The organism is Nocardioides sp. P4_G10 (genome assembly GCF_056401175.1).
Map to the genome: position 1 here is coordinate 16,025 of NZ_JBFUJV010000027.1, position 13,489 is coordinate 29,513.

Annotated in this window: 15 protein-coding genes; 4 read left to right on the forward strand and 11 right to left on the reverse strand. The window is 72.9% G+C overall.

Translation table 11 applies throughout. The features are described from left to right. Nucleotides 1–66: 66 nt before the first annotated feature. From AC1DP1_RS20670 to AC1DP1_RS20690, 5 genes are all read right to left on the reverse strand, one after another. Nucleotides 67–2,697 (reverse strand): DUF4153 domain-containing protein, encoded by a 2,631-nt coding sequence (locus AC1DP1_RS20670; protein ID WP_477508437.1) that lies wholly within the window; start codon nucleotides 2,695–2,697, stop codon nucleotides 67–69. Beyond that, on the reverse strand, nucleotides 2,694–3,416 hold the full coding sequence (locus AC1DP1_RS20675) for a response regulator transcription factor (RefSeq protein WP_477508438.1): 723 nt from the start codon (nucleotides 3,414–3,416) through the stop codon (nucleotides 2,694–2,696). The genes AC1DP1_RS20670 and AC1DP1_RS20675 overlap by 4 nt, the downstream gene beginning before the upstream one ends. Before the next feature lie 73 nt (nucleotides 3,417–3,489). Further along, on the reverse strand, nucleotides 3,490–4,575 hold the full coding sequence (locus AC1DP1_RS20680; protein ID WP_477508439.1) for a sensor histidine kinase: 1,086 nt from the start codon (nucleotides 4,573–4,575) through the stop codon (nucleotides 3,490–3,492). 21 nt (nucleotides 4,576–4,596) lie between these two features. After that, a complete protein-coding gene (locus tag AC1DP1_RS20685) occupies nucleotides 4,597–4,863 on the reverse strand; it encodes a DUF4031 domain-containing protein (RefSeq protein WP_477508440.1) in 267 nt (88 codons plus the stop codon). Nucleotides 4,864–4,913: 50 nt separating this feature from the next. After that, nucleotides 4,914–6,029, reverse strand: coding sequence for an epoxide hydrolase family protein (locus tag AC1DP1_RS20690; protein ID WP_477508441.1), 1,116 nt, complete (start codon nucleotides 6,027–6,029; stop codon nucleotides 4,914–4,916). A 79-nt stretch (nucleotides 6,030–6,108) separates the two neighbouring features. Between AC1DP1_RS20690 and AC1DP1_RS20695 the strand changes: the two genes are divergently transcribed. Next, nucleotides 6,109–7,083, forward strand: coding sequence for a helix-turn-helix transcriptional regulator (locus tag AC1DP1_RS20695; RefSeq protein WP_477508442.1), 975 nt, complete (start codon nucleotides 6,109–6,111; stop codon nucleotides 7,081–7,083). Nucleotide 7,084: 1 nt separating this feature from the next. On the opposite strand, the gene AC1DP1_RS20700 is transcribed toward AC1DP1_RS20695, so the two are convergent. The 5 genes from AC1DP1_RS20700 to AC1DP1_RS20720 form a co-directional block, all read right to left on the reverse strand. After that, entirely contained in the window at nucleotides 7,085–7,864 is a 780-nt protein-coding gene (locus AC1DP1_RS20700; RefSeq protein ID WP_477508443.1) for a TrmH family RNA methyltransferase, read from the reverse strand. A gap of 5 nt (nucleotides 7,865–7,869) precedes the next feature. After that, entirely contained in the window at nucleotides 7,870–8,256 is a 387-nt protein-coding gene (gene rplT, locus AC1DP1_RS20705; RefSeq protein ID WP_477508444.1) for a 50S ribosomal protein L20, read from the reverse strand. Between the two features lie 74 nt (nucleotides 8,257–8,330). Continuing rightward, a complete protein-coding gene (locus AC1DP1_RS20710; RefSeq protein ID WP_090971167.1) occupies nucleotides 8,331–8,543 on the reverse strand; it encodes a large ribosomal subunit protein bL35 in 213 nt (70 codons plus the stop codon). A gap of 133 nt (nucleotides 8,544–8,676) precedes the next feature. Continuing rightward, entirely contained in the window at nucleotides 8,677–9,447 is a 771-nt protein-coding gene (gene infC, locus AC1DP1_RS20715; RefSeq protein WP_457190491.1) for a translation initiation factor IF-3, read from the reverse strand. Between the two features lie 213 nt (nucleotides 9,448–9,660). Beyond that, nucleotides 9,661–10,227, reverse strand: a complete 567-nt coding sequence (locus AC1DP1_RS20720; RefSeq protein WP_477508445.1) for an SseB family protein — start codon at nucleotides 10,225–10,227, stop codon at nucleotides 9,661–9,663. A gap of 67 nt (nucleotides 10,228–10,294) precedes the next feature. Here AC1DP1_RS20720 and AC1DP1_RS20725 point away from each other — a divergent pair, with 67 nt between their 5' ends. The 3 genes from AC1DP1_RS20725 to AC1DP1_RS20735 are packed head-to-tail and all read left to right on the forward strand — an operon-like array spanning nucleotide 10,295 to nucleotide 12,523. Then, the gene (locus AC1DP1_RS20725) at nucleotides 10,295–10,753 is read left to right on the forward strand and encodes a hypothetical protein (protein WP_477508446.1); all 459 of its coding nucleotides are present in this window, start codon (nucleotides 10,295–10,297) and stop codon (nucleotides 10,751–10,753) included. Then, on the forward strand, nucleotides 10,750–11,967 hold the full coding sequence (locus tag AC1DP1_RS20730) for an amino acid deaminase/aldolase (protein ID WP_477508447.1): 1,218 nt from the start codon (nucleotides 10,750–10,752) through the stop codon (nucleotides 11,965–11,967). The genes AC1DP1_RS20725 and AC1DP1_RS20730 overlap by 4 nt, the downstream gene beginning before the upstream one ends. After that, nucleotides 11,957–12,523, forward strand: a complete 567-nt coding sequence (locus AC1DP1_RS20735) for a uridine kinase family protein (protein ID WP_477508448.1) — start codon at nucleotides 11,957–11,959, stop codon at nucleotides 12,521–12,523. Before AC1DP1_RS20730 ends, AC1DP1_RS20735 begins: the two co-directional genes overlap by 11 nt. Here AC1DP1_RS20735 and AC1DP1_RS20740 read toward each other — a convergent pair. Next, nucleotides 12,513–13,487, reverse strand: a complete 975-nt coding sequence (locus tag AC1DP1_RS20740) for a GNAT family N-acetyltransferase (protein ID WP_477508449.1) — start codon at nucleotides 13,485–13,487, stop codon at nucleotides 12,513–12,515. The genes AC1DP1_RS20735 and AC1DP1_RS20740 overlap by 11 nt on opposite strands. Nucleotides 13,488–13,489 lie beyond the last annotated feature (2 nt).

A 13,489-nucleotide genomic window follows, 5' to 3' on the forward strand; every position in this document is an offset into this window, starting at 1 on the left:
CGTCAGCTGCCCGACGGACCAGGTCCGGGGCGCAGAAATCGTAGGCTCGTGTCCACGGTGGGGATGTTACTCCCCGAAGGCCGCCCAGACGTCACTGCACTCGTCGGCCGGGACGCCCGTCCCGACGTCGTACGCCGCCTGCTCGCCGGCCGGCAGCAGGCCGAGGTCGGTGAGCGGCCCCTCGGCTCGGCTGCGGCCCAGGTTCCACGCCCGCGGGTCGTCGAGCGCCTCGGCGCGCATCTCGTTGTCCGGCAGGTGCTGGAGCACGCAGCGGGAGACCTCCGGCGGCAGCCGGTCCGCGATCACCGGCGTCGCGTCGGCGGAGAGGTCCTGGAGATAGCGCAGGTCCAGCTTGCCGGTCGCCTCGTAGCGGTCGATGTTGCGCCCGGCGACCCAGGCGTCGGGGTTGATCGCGGCGAGCCCGACGAGCGCGACGGCCCCGGACACGAGGGCGATCCGCGGGAGCCAGGCACCGCGACCGACGGCGCCGGCGACCATGATCGCGAGCACGACGAAGCCGAGCCATCCCTCGAAGACGTCGACGAAGAGCCGCAGCGTGGTGAAGCCGTAGGCGTCCTGGTAGACGGCCATGCCGCGGAGGGCGGACGCGACGACCAGCAGCGTGAGCACGCAGAGCAGGCCGAGGGAGCCGCGCAGCCAGCGGCGGTCCTCGACACCGTCGCCGGCGCGCCGCGAGGCGATCCACACGACCAGCACCGTCAGCGCCGTGGCCAGGGTGAGCTGGCCGAAGCCCTGGTGGACGTAGTCGGCGTAGGTCAGCCCGGTCGTCGCCTCGATGTAGTCGCGTCCGCCGAGCAGCGCCCGCGCCTGCGCGGCGATGAAGGCGAGGAACACGGCGTCGACGACGAGCACCGGGACGAGCCACTCGAAGCGGTTGGCGAGCGCCGTGGGTCGTCGCCCGCCCAGCACCTCGACGTCGGCGGGGTTGAGCGCGAGGTAGGCGGCGCCGAGGGTGACCGCGAAGACGAAACAGGCCAGGAACGCGCGACCGACGAGGTCGTTGAAGGTCAGGTTGGGCACGAGCTGGTCGACCCACGACCCGAAGACGGGGTTGGCGCTGGCGAAGATCGTGCCGAAGACGCCGAGGCCCAGCAGCGACCACACCGTCGTACGCACCACGGCCGGCGTGCGCGACCCGGTGCCGGCGATCCGGAGCGACCGGCCGAACCACGGCAGGCCGCGCAGCGACGCGAGCGGCCACGCCATCCCGGACAGCAGGATGCCGGGCAGCGTGCGGGCTCCGGTGACACCGCACAGGAACACGGCCGCTGCGACGACGAGCCCCAGCATCTGCACCCACCAGGCGGCCCGCAGGGTCATCGGCAGCACGAGCAGCACGGCCAGTGCCGCGCACGCGAGGGTCCACGGCTCGCGTCGCCGACGGGCGGTGGCCAGCGCGGCCGCACCGCACGTCAGCGCGACCAGCGTCCAGGTGATGCCGACCGCGGTGAACGACAGGGCGATGCCGGCGACGAGCCCGGCCCCCGCCGCGGCGACCACGGTCCGGAGCCCGTGCGGGGCGGCGCGGTCGGGCCAGAAGCGACCGAACACGGCGTCCAGCCCGGACTGCGGGCGCGGGGTCTCCGGCACCACGACGGTCGGTGCGACTGACGGGGTGGCGGGCGGGGCTGCGGACGGGGTGGCGGACGGGACGGGTGTCGGCGAGGTGAGGACGGCGGTGGCGCGCTCACCCGGGACCTCGAGCCGGATCCGTGCCCCCTGCCCGGCCTCGGGGTCGAGGAAGCGGAGGGTCCCTCCGTGCAGCTGGGCCACCCACCGGGCCACGGCGAGTCCGAGGCCGGTCCCCCCGGCGCCGTCGGTGCCGAACCGCTCGAAGACGCGGTCCCGGTCCTCCGGCGCCACTCCCCCGCCTGCGTCGACGACCTCGAGCCACCACGAGCCGCTGTCGGCCCCGCTGTCGGCCCCGGCTGTGATGCGCACGGACGTCTCGGCGGGCGCGTGGCGCGCCGCGTTGTCCACCACGTTGACCAGCAGCTGGCGCAGCCGGGCCGGGTCGCCGGCGACCACGAGGTCGTCGGCGACGTCCATCGTGACGTCGGGGGTCCCGCCGGTGGCGCGCACCTGGGCGACGACGTCCTCCACGAGCGCGCGCAGCGCCACGTCCTGGCGGTCCAGGTCGACCACGCCCGCCTCGAGGCGGGAGAGCTGGAGGAGGTCCTCGACCAACCGGCCCAGGCGCTGCGCCTCCTCGAGCGCGCCGCCGAGGTGCTGGGAGTCGGCGGGCACCACACCGTCGGCGAGGTTCTCGAGCAGCGCGGTCATCGCCGTGAGCGGCGTACGCAGCTCGTGGGAGACCGTGGCGATGAGGTCGCGCCGCTCGCGGTCCACCCTCGCGAGGTCCTCCGCCATCCGGTTGAAGGCGGTGGCGAGCTGGCCGACCTCGTCGGTCGCCGACGTGCGCACACGTCCGGTGTAGTCGCCGCGCGCCATCGCTCGCGACACCTCGGTCATCCGTCGCAGCGGGGCGACCATGCCGGCGGCCAGCAGCTGCGTCACGCCCAGCGCGAGCGCGACGCTGACCGGCAGCACGAGCAGCGGCGAGACGTCGGCGGCGGAGCCCAGCAGGGTCAGCAGGACCGCAGTCACGACCGACGCGACCACCAGCAGGCCGAGCTTGGCCTTGAGGCTGGAGACGGCGTCGAACCACGCGCTCATGCGAGGTCCTCGAGGGCGTAGCCGACGCCGTGCACGGTGCGAATCCGCGACGCACCCACCTTGCTGCGCAGCGCCTTGACGTGGCTGTCGACGGTGCGGCTCGCGCTGGCGCTGGCCCAGGCGTCGCCCCAGTCCCAGACGTCGCGCAGCAGCCGCTCGCGGCTGAGGACCTGACCGGGCGCCCGGGCCAGGCACAGCAGCAGGTCGAACTCGGTCGGGGTGAGGTGCACGGCCTCGCCGGCGACGGTCGTACGCCGGGAGCCGGGGTCGATCCGCACGCCCCCGACCTCGAGGGTGGCGGGCCGCTCGTCCGCCAGCGCGGCCGCCCGCTCGACGCGACGCAGCAGGGCCGCGACACGGGCGACGACCTCGCGCATGGAGAAGGGCTTGGTCAGGTAGTCGTCGGCGCCGACCCCCAGCCCCACCAGCACGTCGGCCTCGTCGTCGCGAGCGGTCAGCATCAGCACCGGCACGGGGCGTGCGGCCTGGACACGGCGGCACACCTCGAGCCCGTCGAACCCGGGGAGCATCACGTCGAGCAGGACGACGTCGGGCCGCACGGCAGCGGCCCGCTCGACCGCGGAGGGGCCGTCGAAGGCCTGCTCGACGACGTAGCCCTCGGCGCGCAGCCGCTGGGCGAGGGCGTCGTTGATGGTGCGCTCGTCCTCCACCACCAGGGCGGTCCTCGGCCTGGGCGCGGGGGGCGTCGTGGAGGTCATGCCACGACCCTAGGAGTGCGGACGGGTGGACAGCGGGGACGACTCGTGAAGGTTGTGTGGAGGTCGCGTCCGGTCACTCCGGGCGCTGGTCCTCGCTCGGCCAGTCGACCATCACCCGGCCGCCGCCCCCGGGCGCATCGTCGATCGTGACCCATCCCCCGTGGGCGCGCGACAGCCCGCCCACGATGTACATGCCGAGCCCGGTGCCACCGGAGGTGCCGGTGGTCCAGAACTTGGTGAAGACCCGCTTGCGCAGCTCTGCGGGGATGCCGTCGCCCTCGTCATCGACCGTGAGCCGCACACCCGTGAGGGCCGGCGACGCCGACAGCTGCACGCTGACCTGGCCCTGGCCATGGCGTACGGCGTTCTCGACGAGGTTCGTCACGACCTGGGTGAACTTGTCCGGGTCGGCGAACAGCGCCGGCAGCTCGTCATCGACCTGGAGGCTGATGTCGCGCGCGGTCCCGGCCTCGATGGAGTCCACGACCCGGCGCACGAGCACCTCGGCGGAGCACTCGCGGGGGTACAGCTGGAGGCGATCGGTGTCGATCCGGGCGACGTCGAGCAGCTCGGCGATGAGGCGGGCCAGTCGGTCGGCATCGGCGTTCACCGTCTGGAGCATCAGCTTGCGCTGGTCGTCGCTGAGCTTGTCCCACCGGTTGAGCAGCGCCTGCACGAAGCCCTTGACGCCCGTCAGGGGGGAGCGCAGCTCGTGGGCAACGGTGGCGACGAGGTCGGAGCGCTCGCGGTCGAGCCGGGCCCGACCGCGACCGCTGCGCAGCCCGACCGCGATTCCGACGACCCGCCCCAGGGGCTCCTCGCGGACCAGGCGCGCCGTGGTGAGGACCTCGTCGCCGAACGCGTTGAGCCACGACTGCTCGGGCACACCGCGGGTGATCGAGATGGCGTCGAAGGGCTGGTTGACGTCGAGCCAGGTGCGGCCGTCCTGGTCGAGCAACCGCAGCACGTCGGACAGCGGCAGCCCCTTGGCGTCCTCGACGTCGACGCCGAGCAGTGCAGCGCCCTGGGCGTTGAGGATGGTGACCACGCCCTCGCGGCTCGCGCCGAGGATGCCGTCGGGGTAGAAGTCCGCCAGTGCGCGCAGGCGCGTGGGCCGACTCCTCTCCACCCGGTGCTGGGGTGCGCTCTCGTCCGACACGAGCGCCACCCTAGGCCAGCCCTAGTCGCGGAACTCGGCCTTGGGCCGACGAAGCCCGGCTGCGCGCAGCGCGACGACGAGCTCACGCGACGTGACCGGGACAGCCCCCGCGGACACCAGGGCGTCGTACGCGTCGGCGGGGACGTCGTAGTGGTCCCGGTCCCAGCCGCGCGCCGGCACGCCGTGGGCGGCGGCGAACGCGTGCACCTCGTCGTAGGAGGTGTCGCTGGCCAGGTGGGACCAGAGCCGGTCCCAGCGCGGCACGGCGGGCGGGTCGATGAGGATCATCGCCGGCGAGCCTAGGCCACCGCGGCGGCGCATGATGCAGGTGCAGGCGCTCAGGAGAAGAAGCCACGGATCGCGCCGGCGAGCTCCTCGGGGACCTCCATCGAGGCGAAGTGGCCGCCCTCGGGGTGCTCGGTCCACGACACGATGTCGGTGTTGTCGCGCTCGGCGAAGGGTCGCATCGTGCGGAAGTCGTCGGCGAAGACCGCGACCCCGATCCGCCCCTCGTTCACGCGCGGCTCGACCGCCTGCTCGGCGCGGTAGGCCTGCACGGCGCCGCCGCTGCTGTTGGTGAACCAGTAGAGGCTGACCTGCGTGAGCACCTGGTCGCGCGTCACCCGTGACGTGCCGTTGCCGAAGCTCTCGAACAGCTCGTTGTAGGCGAGCTGCCCGACCGGGGAGTCGCTGAGGGCGGCCGCGACGGTGCGCGGTCGCGAGGCGTTCATCGTGGCGTAGCCGTTGACCGTCTGGAACCAGCCGGCGAACTCCAGCGCCGAGTAGTCGGCGGGGGTCATCTTCTCGAACTCCGCCGGGTCGCCGGAGGGGAAGGAGAACAGCTGCAGCACGTGGGCGCCGAGGAAGCCCTCGGGGGCCAGCATCGCCAGCTCGCGGGCCACGATCGCGCCGTTGTCGGACCCGTGCGCGCCGTAGGACTCGTAGCCGAGGCCACGCATCAGGCGGTCCCACGCCCGCGCGTTGCGCCGCGAGTCCCAGCTGCCGTCGGTGAGCGGCTGGCTGAAGCCGACGCCCGGGATCGTGGGGATGACGAGGTGGAACTGGTCGGTCAGGTGCGGGACGAGGTCGAGGAAGTCGACGAAGGACCCCGGATACGTGTGGAGCAGCAGCAGCGGGGTCGCGTCCTCGTTGGCGGAGCGGACGTGGACGACGTGGATGGTCTGGCCGTCGATCTCGGTGAGGAGCTGCGGGTAGGCGTTCATCCGCGCCTCCTGCGCGCGCCAGTCGAAGTCGCCCGCCCAGTGCTCGACCATCTGCCGGAGGTAGGAGACCGGGACGCCGGCGGACCAGTCGTCGCCGTCGGCGCTCGAGGTGGGCTCGGCGGCGTAGCGGGTGTGGGCGAGCCGGGCACGGAGGTCGTCGATCGCGTCCTGCGGGACCGAGACCGTGAAGGGGCGGAAGGTGAGCTGGCTGGGGTTCTGGTGAGTGGTCATGACGGTACGGTAGGACCGAATCAGGCACGGTTCGGCCCTGATTCGACCAGCGCTTCCGACCCCCTCGAAAGGCCCGCCCATGTCGCTCCAGACGTCGTCGAGGCTGTTCGCCCTGCTCGGTCACCTCCAGGCCCGGGCGACCGCCACGGGACCCGAGCTCGCTGCGCTGCTGGGCGTCGGCGAGCGCACCGTCCGCAAGGACGTCGAACGGCTGCGGGAGCTCGGCTACCCCGTCGAGGCGGTCCGTGGGGCGGCCGGCGGCTACCGGTTCGGCGACCACGGCCGACTCCCGCCCCTGCTGCTCGAGGCCGACGAGGCGGTGGCCGTCGCGGTCGGGCTGGGGAGCGTCTCGGCCGTGCGGGGCATCGAGGAGGCGGGCGCCCTCGCGCTGGCGAAGCTCCAGCACGTGCTGCCCGATCGTCTGTGGCGCCGCGTGCGCGCCCTGAGCGAGAGCACGGACGTCGGTCCGGCCGACACCGGGACCAACGTCGCCGCACCGCCGGTCGACGTGGTGCTCCTGGCCGACCTGGCGACAGCGATCCGCGACCGTGAGGGCCTGAGGCTGTTCTACCGGCCGGCCGCCGACGTCGAGGAGCGGGTCGAGGCCGACCCGTACCGCCTCGTGAGCTGGCAGCAACGCTGGTACGTCGTCGTACGGCACCGCCCCGACGGACGCTGGCGGGCGCTGCGGGCCGACTGGATCGAGCTGCGCACCCCGGGCGCCGGGCGCTTCGCCCCCGACCCGCTGGTGGGCGGCGACTACGCAGCGTTCGTCCTGCGCGACGTGGCGTTCTCGGGATGGTCGGTGCACTGCCGCATCGCGGTGGACGCCCCGGCGGAGGAGGTGCTTCGCCGGATCAACCCGACAGTGGGCGTCGTCGAGACCGTGGACGAGGGCCACAGCGTCCTGGTCACCGGCGCCGACAGCGTCGAGACGGTGGCGGTGTGGATCGGGATGCTCGGCCTGGACTTCCACGTCACCGGGCCACCGGAGCTGGTCGCGCACCTCGCGACGCTCGCGACGAGGTACGCCGCGGCGATCGGGCCGCGGTGAGTCAGCGGCGCTGGGCGCGCGCGCTGGCGTAGAGGCACACCGCCGCGGCGGTGGACAGGTTGAGGCTCTCGGCCCGGCCGTGGATCGGGATGGCGACGCGGTGGTCTGCCAGCGCAGCCAAGTCCTCGGGCAGGCCCCACGCCTCGTTGCCGAACAGCCAGGCCGTTGGTCCGGACAGGTCGGCGTCGAACAGGTCGACCTCACCTGCACCGTCGGCGGCCAGGACCGTGAGGCCGCGGGCCTGCGCCTCGCGCACGGCGGCAGCGGGATCGGGCTCGATGGCCAGGGGCAGGTGGAACAGGCTCCCGACGGTGGCGCGCACGGTCTTGGGGTTGTAGGCGTCGACGGACTGCCCGGCCAGCACGACCGCGTCGGCGCCGGCCGCGTCCGCCGTACGGATGACGGTGCCGGCGTTGCCGGGGTCGCGGACGTCGGCGCACACGGCCAGCAGCCGGGGCGAGGCCCGCACGACGTGCTCGAGCGGCGCGTCGAGGTGGCGGCACACGGCCACCACACCGGCCGGTGACACCGAGTCGGAGAGCGACGCGAGCGCACGGTCGTCGACCAGCGTGACCGGCGCTGCGGCGAGCAGCTCGGCGTGCTGCTCGAGCGCGAGCGGGGTCGCGAAGACCTCCACGACGCACCCGGAGACGGACAGCGCTCCCTCGACGGCCTTCGGGCCGTCAGCAAGGAAGAGCCGCCGCTCGGTRCGYACCGAGCGGCGGCTCAACTTGCGAGCCTCCTTGACGCGGGTGTTCCCGACCGTCAGTGGAGTGCTCATGTGGTTCAGGCGGAGACCTTGGGCGCGTTGACGTCCTCGGGCAGCGCAGCCTTGGCGGCCTCGACGAGCGCGGCGAAGGCCGGCGCGTCGTGGACGGCGAGCTCGGCGAGGATCTTGCGGTCCACCTCGATGCCGGCCAGGCCGAGGCCCTGGATGAAGCGGTTGTAGGTCATCCCGTTGGCGCGGGCCGCAGCGTTGATGCGCTGGATCCAGAGCTTGCGGAAGTTGCCCTTGTTCTTGCGCCGGTCGTTGTAGCTGTAGACCAGGGAGTGGGTGACCTGCTCCTTGGCCTTGCGGTAGAGGCGCGAGCGCTGGCCGCGGTAGCCGCTGGCGCGCTCGAGGGTGGTACGACGCTTCTTCTGGGCGTTCACTGCGCGCTTGACGCGTGCCATGGTGCTACTCCTTGTTGCAGGGGAAAGTCAGACGGACGGCGGCTGAGCCACCGGGGTGGTGCGGTGGGTGAGGCTCAGATGCCGAGCATCTTCTTGGCGCGTGCGACGTCGCCCTTCTCGAGCTCGACCATGCCGGCGTTGCGGCGGTGCTTCTTGCGGCTGCCCGTGGTCGGCGCGGACGCGAACGCAGCGCCGGACTTGCGGCCGGCCTGCAGACGCATGATCTTGCCCGAGCCGGTCACCTTGAAGCGCTTCTTCGCGCCCGAGTGGGTCTTGTTCTTCGGCATGTGTCTGCCTCAACTTCCTTGTACGTGGTTCGGGGTGGGTATCTAGCTAGGACGTGGGCGACTCGCCGTTGTCCCGGTCCCGACGGCTGTAGCGACTTCGTCGCTACCTGCTCGATCGAGCCCTTCGCTTCGCTCAGGCCTCGATCTCAGGATCGAGGTTCTCGGAGCGACCGCGCTCCTTCTTCTGCGCGACCGGGCCGGCGAGGTGGGCGGCCTCCCGCTCGGCGTCCTCCTCGGCCTGGCGATCTGCGCGGACCTGGGCCCGGCTCGCGCGGGCAGCGTCGGCGTCGATCTTGGCGTCGGCCTTCTTCTTGTGCGGGCCGATGACCATGGTCATGTTGCGGCCGTCCTGCTTGGGCGAGGACTCGACGAAGCCCAGCTCCTGAACGTCCTCGGCCAGCTTCTGCAGCAGGCGGAAGCCCAGCTCGGGGCGGTGCTGCTCGCGGCCGCGGAACATGATCGTGATCTTGACCTTGTCGCCGGCACCCAGGAATCGCACGACGTGACCCTTCTTGGTCTCGTAGTCGTGCTTGTCGATCTTCGGACGAAGCTTCATCTCCTTGATGATCACGTTCGTCTGGTTGCGCCGCGACTCGCGGGCCTTCTGGGCGTTCTCGTACTTGAACTTGCCGTAGTCCATGAGCTTGCAGACCGGGGGGCGTCCCTGGGGAGCGATCTCGACGAGGTCGAGGTCGGCCTCCACGGCCAGCTTGAGTGCCTGGTCGGTCGGCACGATGCCAACGGTCTCGCCGTTGGGTCCTACGAGCCGGACCTCGGGTACGCGGATCCGGTCGTTGATGCGCAGCTCGGTGCTGATGGGTCCTCCAGTGGTTCGGGTGGGTGGGAGTCCCTCGCCCGGCCCCGACTGGTGGGGGAAATGGACAATGGCTCCCGCTGTTGCCAAGCGGGAGCCAGTCACGACACGTCTCCCCTCTCGGAGAAACTGAGGTGTCCACCTCCGTCTCGCGACGGTGGTGGCTCTGGACCGGGACCCGACGATCTGTGGTGCTGGGCGATCGATGCGGGTGGGAGACGGTGGTGCGTGCCTCCGCTTGGCGGGATCGGTGTCACCGTGAAGCGTGGTGTCACTGATCGGTCAACACGGAAGGTTAGCGGATCATTCCGGCGAGGGGCCAATCCAGCCGTGACCGCCCGAGCCGTCGCCGATGGCGACCAGGCGCCAACCGGCCGCGAGCCGGGCCAGGTCGTCCCCGTCGACGACGTACGACGCGGGGCCGGCGAGGTCCACGAGCAGCGCCTCTGCGCCGTCCTGGATCGCCGCGGTGGCCGCCGTCGCGGCCGGCACCGGCACCGGCCTGGCCTGCGGGTCCCACCGGGCCATCGATGCGGTGGAGGTGAAGGCGAGCAGGCCCTTGCTGCCGTCCGCGGCCTCCACCAGGACGGCCGCCATGTCGGAGGACTTGTCGTGGGCCAGCCCGTGCTCGTCGACCTCGACCTCGCCGAGGACCGCGACCACCGGCACCAGCAGCCGGGCGTCCTGCAGGAGGGCGAGCACCGCGCCGGAGCTCGCCGCGCCCGCGGCCCGGCCGGCCAGCACATGGGCGAGCCGGGGGTCCGCCTCGCCGGCGTCGTCGGCGAACCCCGGGTCGGGGATCGTGCGCTCGAGCGGCTCGGTGGAGGAGCTGTCCGCCGCGTGGTGGGGGGATGCGTCGTCGTGGACCACGGCTCCATCCTCCCGCAGGCCACGCGGGTGCCGACGAGGGCGTGGTCCGCTGTGGGAGTCTGGGCCTGTGGAAGGAACTACCTGGGCTGCACTGACCGCCGCACTCACCGTCGCGGGTGCCATCTGGACGTGGATCGCGTTCCGCCGGCGAGGATCGGCCAACGGGCTGCGTGCTCTCGGCTTCACCCTGCTCCCCGCGGCCGCGTGGCTGACCGGGACGCTCGAGATGGTCGTCGACATCGCGGGCTCGGTGACCGACTGGGCGACCAGCCTCGTGTTCGACGTACGCACGTGGATGGGCGTCGGCCTGGCCGGCCTCGCGGTCGTGCTGTGGCTGGTGAGTGGCTTCATCCGCGACCGCCAGCTGGCCCGCGGGCAGGCCGCGGGCGCGGGTGGCCGGACGACGCGCGGCAAGGACCAGCTGCCGGAGGCCTCCTCCACCCGGACCGGCCCGACCTCGCGCCCGGCCGTGGACGACGAGATGGCCGACATCGAGGCGTTGCTGCGCAAGCGGGGCATCGAGTGATCGACCGGCTCGTCGACCGCAACCGCCTGTGGTCGCGGCTCGACGCCGCCGTGGCCGGCCTTCCCGAGCCCCCGGCCACCCCCATCGCCGTGGTCGACCTCGACGCCTTCGACGCCAACGCCGACGACCTGGTGCGTCGCGCGGGCGGCAAGCCCGTCCGGGTGGCCTCGAAGTCCCTGCGCGTGCCGGCGCTCCTCGAGCGGGCCCTGGCACACGACGGGTTCTCCGGCGTCCTGGGCTACACGCTCGCCGAGGCGCTCTGGCTCCACGAGACCGGGATCAGCGACGACATCGTCGTGGCCTATCCCACCGTCGACGTGGCGTCCCTGCGCCGACTGACCTCGTCACCCTCGGCGGCGGCCGCGATCACCCTGATGGTCGACGACCCGGCCCACCTCGACGTCGTGGACTCCACCCGCTCCTCGCGGGCCGTGCCGGTGCGGGTCGCGCTGGACGTCGACGCCGGTCTCCGGTTCGGCGGGAAGCACGTCGGCCCCAAGCGCTCGCCCCTCTTCGACACCGGCGACGTCGTCGCTCTCGCACGCCGCGTGGTGGAGCGTGACGGGTTCGACCTCGTCGGCGTGATGACCTACGAGGGCCAGGTCGCGGGCGTGCAGGACTCCGTCCCCGACCAGCGCGCGCGGTCGCGCGTCGTACGCCGGCTCAAGCAGGCGTCCATGGCCCAGCTCGCGGTGCGCCGCCGCGAGATCGCCGAGGCGCTCGCCGAGGTGGTCACTCTCGAGTTCTGGAACGGCGGTGGGTCGGGGTCGGTCGAGGCCACGGCCGCCGATGGCGCGGTCACCGAGATCGCAGCGGGCTCGGGCCTGCTGGTGCCGGGCATCTTCGACCACTACGCGTCGTTCGAGCCCCGCCCGGCGGCGTTCTTCGGGCTCCGGGTGACACGCAAGCCCACACCCGAGATGGCGACCGTGCACGGCGGTGGGCTGATCGCCAGCGGCGCCACCGGCGCCGACCGCTCCCCCGTCCCGTGGGCCCCGCCGGGGATGCACCTGACGGGGCTCGAGGGCGCGGGCGAGGTCCAGACCCCGCTGACCGGCCACCCGGCCGCGCAGCTCCGGATCGGGGACCTGGTGTGGTTCCGCCACGCCAAGTCGGGCGAGCTCTTCGAGCACGTCCGCGACGTGCACCTCGTGCGTGGGGAGGCCGTCACCGAGGTGGTGCCGTCCTACCGCGGCTGCGACCGTGCCTTCTGAGGCCTCCTCCGACCCCTGCTCCGTCGCCCGCGAGGTGGCCGAGCGCGTGCTGGCCGCTCCCCCGACGCTCGGCACGAGCCGCCTGGTGTGCGTCGACGGTCCCGCCGGGTCCGGCAAGACCACGTTGGCCGCGGCCATCGCGGACGTCGTACCCGCGGCGCACGTCGTGCACTGCGACGAGCTGCTGCAGGGGTGGCGCGGGCTGCCGGGCCTCGCCCGCACGGTCGAGGCGTTCCTCGAGCCGCTCTCCCGCGGCGAGGGGAGCCGGTGGACGCGGTGGGACTGGGCGGCGGACGACTGGGCCGAGAGCCATCCCGTCGAGGCCGGAGGGCTCCTCGTGCTCGAGGGCACGGGCTGCTGGTCCCCCGCGATCGCGGACCTCGTCGGGGTGCTGGTGTGGGTCGAGGCGGAGTCGGAGCTGCGCCTGCGTCGCGGCATGGCGCGAGACGGCGAGCACATGCGGCCGCAGTGGGAGCAGTGGCGGGTCGACGAGGACGTGCTGTTCGCCCGGCTCGGCACCCGTGCGCGCGCCGACCTGGTGGTCGTCACCGACTGAGGCGGTCACCGACCGGTGGGACGTCGAGGTGATGGGAGTCCTGGCGGTAGAGCTGGCGGAAGCCGGCCCGCTCGTAGATGCCGAGCGCACCGGTGGGATTGTCCGTGTCGACGTTGAGGCTGGCAGTCAGGTAGCCGGCCCCGCTCGCGCGGGCCAGCACCTCGGCGAGCAATCCCGTCGCCAACCCGCGGCCGCGGTGCGCCGGGAGGGTGCCGACGTAGGGGACGTGGACCTCGGGGCCTGGCCCGCCCGACGGCGGTACGACGTACTCGTGGGCGAGGACGTAGGCGGCGACCGCGCCGTCGGCGTCCCGGGCGATCGCCGAGAGCCCGTGCCGGGCGTGGGCGGCACCCACCACGAACATCGCCCAGAAGTCAGCGCTGGCATCGGCGCGGTCGGGGTGGTCGGCGAAGGCGACGTTGTGGGCCTGCCGGAGCTCCTCGGCGGCCTCCGGGTCGAACGCGGTGACGGAGTACCCGGCCGGCAGCTCGACCGCGGACCGTCGCTCGAGGTGGGCGGCCATGAGGAAGCTGTGCCGTCCGGGTCGCATCCCCGCCCGCGCCACCAGGTCGACMTGATCCTCGCGACCGGCGAGCGTGGCGGCCGCGAACCGTCCCGGCACCCCGGGCGCGAGGGCCGCATGGAGGGCACGTGAGCGGTGGAGCGAGCGGGTGAGCATGAGGGTCCCGATGCCCTCGCCGAGGCGCGCGGGGTCGACGTCGCCGAAGAGGGTGACGTGCAGGCCGGACTCGTCGGGGCGACCCGGCAGCACGGTCGTGTAGGCGACCAGCTCGTCGCCGTCGTACGCCCCCTCGAAGACATTGGCGGCCTGTCCGCCCATGACCTCGCGGATCTCGCCGGCACCCAGGCAGAACCCCGTCGGGTGGTCGCCCTCGATGCGGGTCATCAACGCAACCAGCGCGTCGGCGTCCTCAACGCCGAGGATGCGCGTGGTGATGCCCATGG

What these genes read in the sequence shown, in the direction of transcription:
- AC1DP1_RS20670 (WP_477508437.1), bottom strand. Translation starts at nt 2,697, where the DNA reads ATGAGCGCGTGGTTCGACGCCGTCTCCAGCCTCAAGGCCAAGCTCGGC.
- AC1DP1_RS20675 (WP_477508438.1), bottom strand. Translation starts at nt 3,416, where the DNA reads ATGACCTCCACGACGCCCCCCGCGCCCAGGCCGAGGACCGCCCTGGTG.
- AC1DP1_RS20685 (WP_477508440.1), bottom strand. Translation starts at nt 4,863, where the DNA reads ATGATCCTCATCGACCCGCCCGCCGTGCCGCGCTGGGACCGGCTCTGG.
- AC1DP1_RS20690 (WP_477508441.1), bottom strand. Translation starts at nt 6,029, where the DNA reads ATGACCACTCACCAGAACCCCAGCCAGCTCACCTTCCGCCCCTTCACG.
- AC1DP1_RS20695 (WP_477508442.1), top strand. Translation starts at nt 6,109, where the DNA reads ATGTCGCTCCAGACGTCGTCGAGGCTGTTCGCCCTGCTCGGTCACCTC.
- rplT (WP_477508444.1), bottom strand. Translation starts at nt 8,256, where the DNA reads ATGGCACGCGTCAAGCGCGCAGTGAACGCCCAGAAGAAGCGTCGTACC.
- AC1DP1_RS20710 (WP_090971167.1), bottom strand. Translation starts at nt 8,543, where the DNA reads ATGCCGAAGAACAAGACCCACTCGGGCGCGAAGAAGCGCTTCAAGGTG.